Source organism: Ochrobactrum sp. SFR4 (assembly GCF_019730395.1).
Lineage (GTDB): Bacteria > Pseudomonadota > Alphaproteobacteria > Rhizobiales > Rhizobiaceae > Pseudochrobactrum.
Genome location: NZ_JAAPBB010000492.1, coordinates 1 through 324, shown reverse-complemented (window position 1 = coordinate 324; position 324 = coordinate 1). Strand labels below are relative to the sequence as shown.

Sequence of the window (324 nt, the reverse complement as noted above, 5' to 3'; positions counted from 1 at the left end):
ATGGAGCATATCATGCGTGGATTTGTTGATGACATCGAGGAACTGACCGAAGGAAACACGGATTTTCGCCGTGTTCTTTATACGGCAAGAAATATGCAGCTCGTGCTGATGGCGCTTCAGCCCGGCGAGGAGATCGGCGAAGAGGTTCACGACGACGGCGATCAGTTCTTCCGTGTCGAGGACGGCGAAGGCGAAATCCTGATCGACGGCAATGTGAGCAGGATCAGGGCCGATATGGCCATGATCGTACCGGCCGGTGCGCGGCATAACGTCAAAAACACCGGGAATGAGCCGCTGAAGCTTTATACGATCTACAGCCCTCCC

At 54.9% G+C, this 324-nt stretch carries 1 protein-coding gene; it reads left to right on the top strand.

Annotation, left to right across the window (positions count from 1 at the left end; genetic code table 11):
- Window positions 1–12: 12 nt before the first annotated feature.
- Window positions 13–324, top strand: a 312-nt coding sequence (locus tag HBA93_RS19950) for a cupin domain-containing protein (RefSeq protein ID WP_221724440.1), incomplete at its 3' end; no start/stop codon positions are given.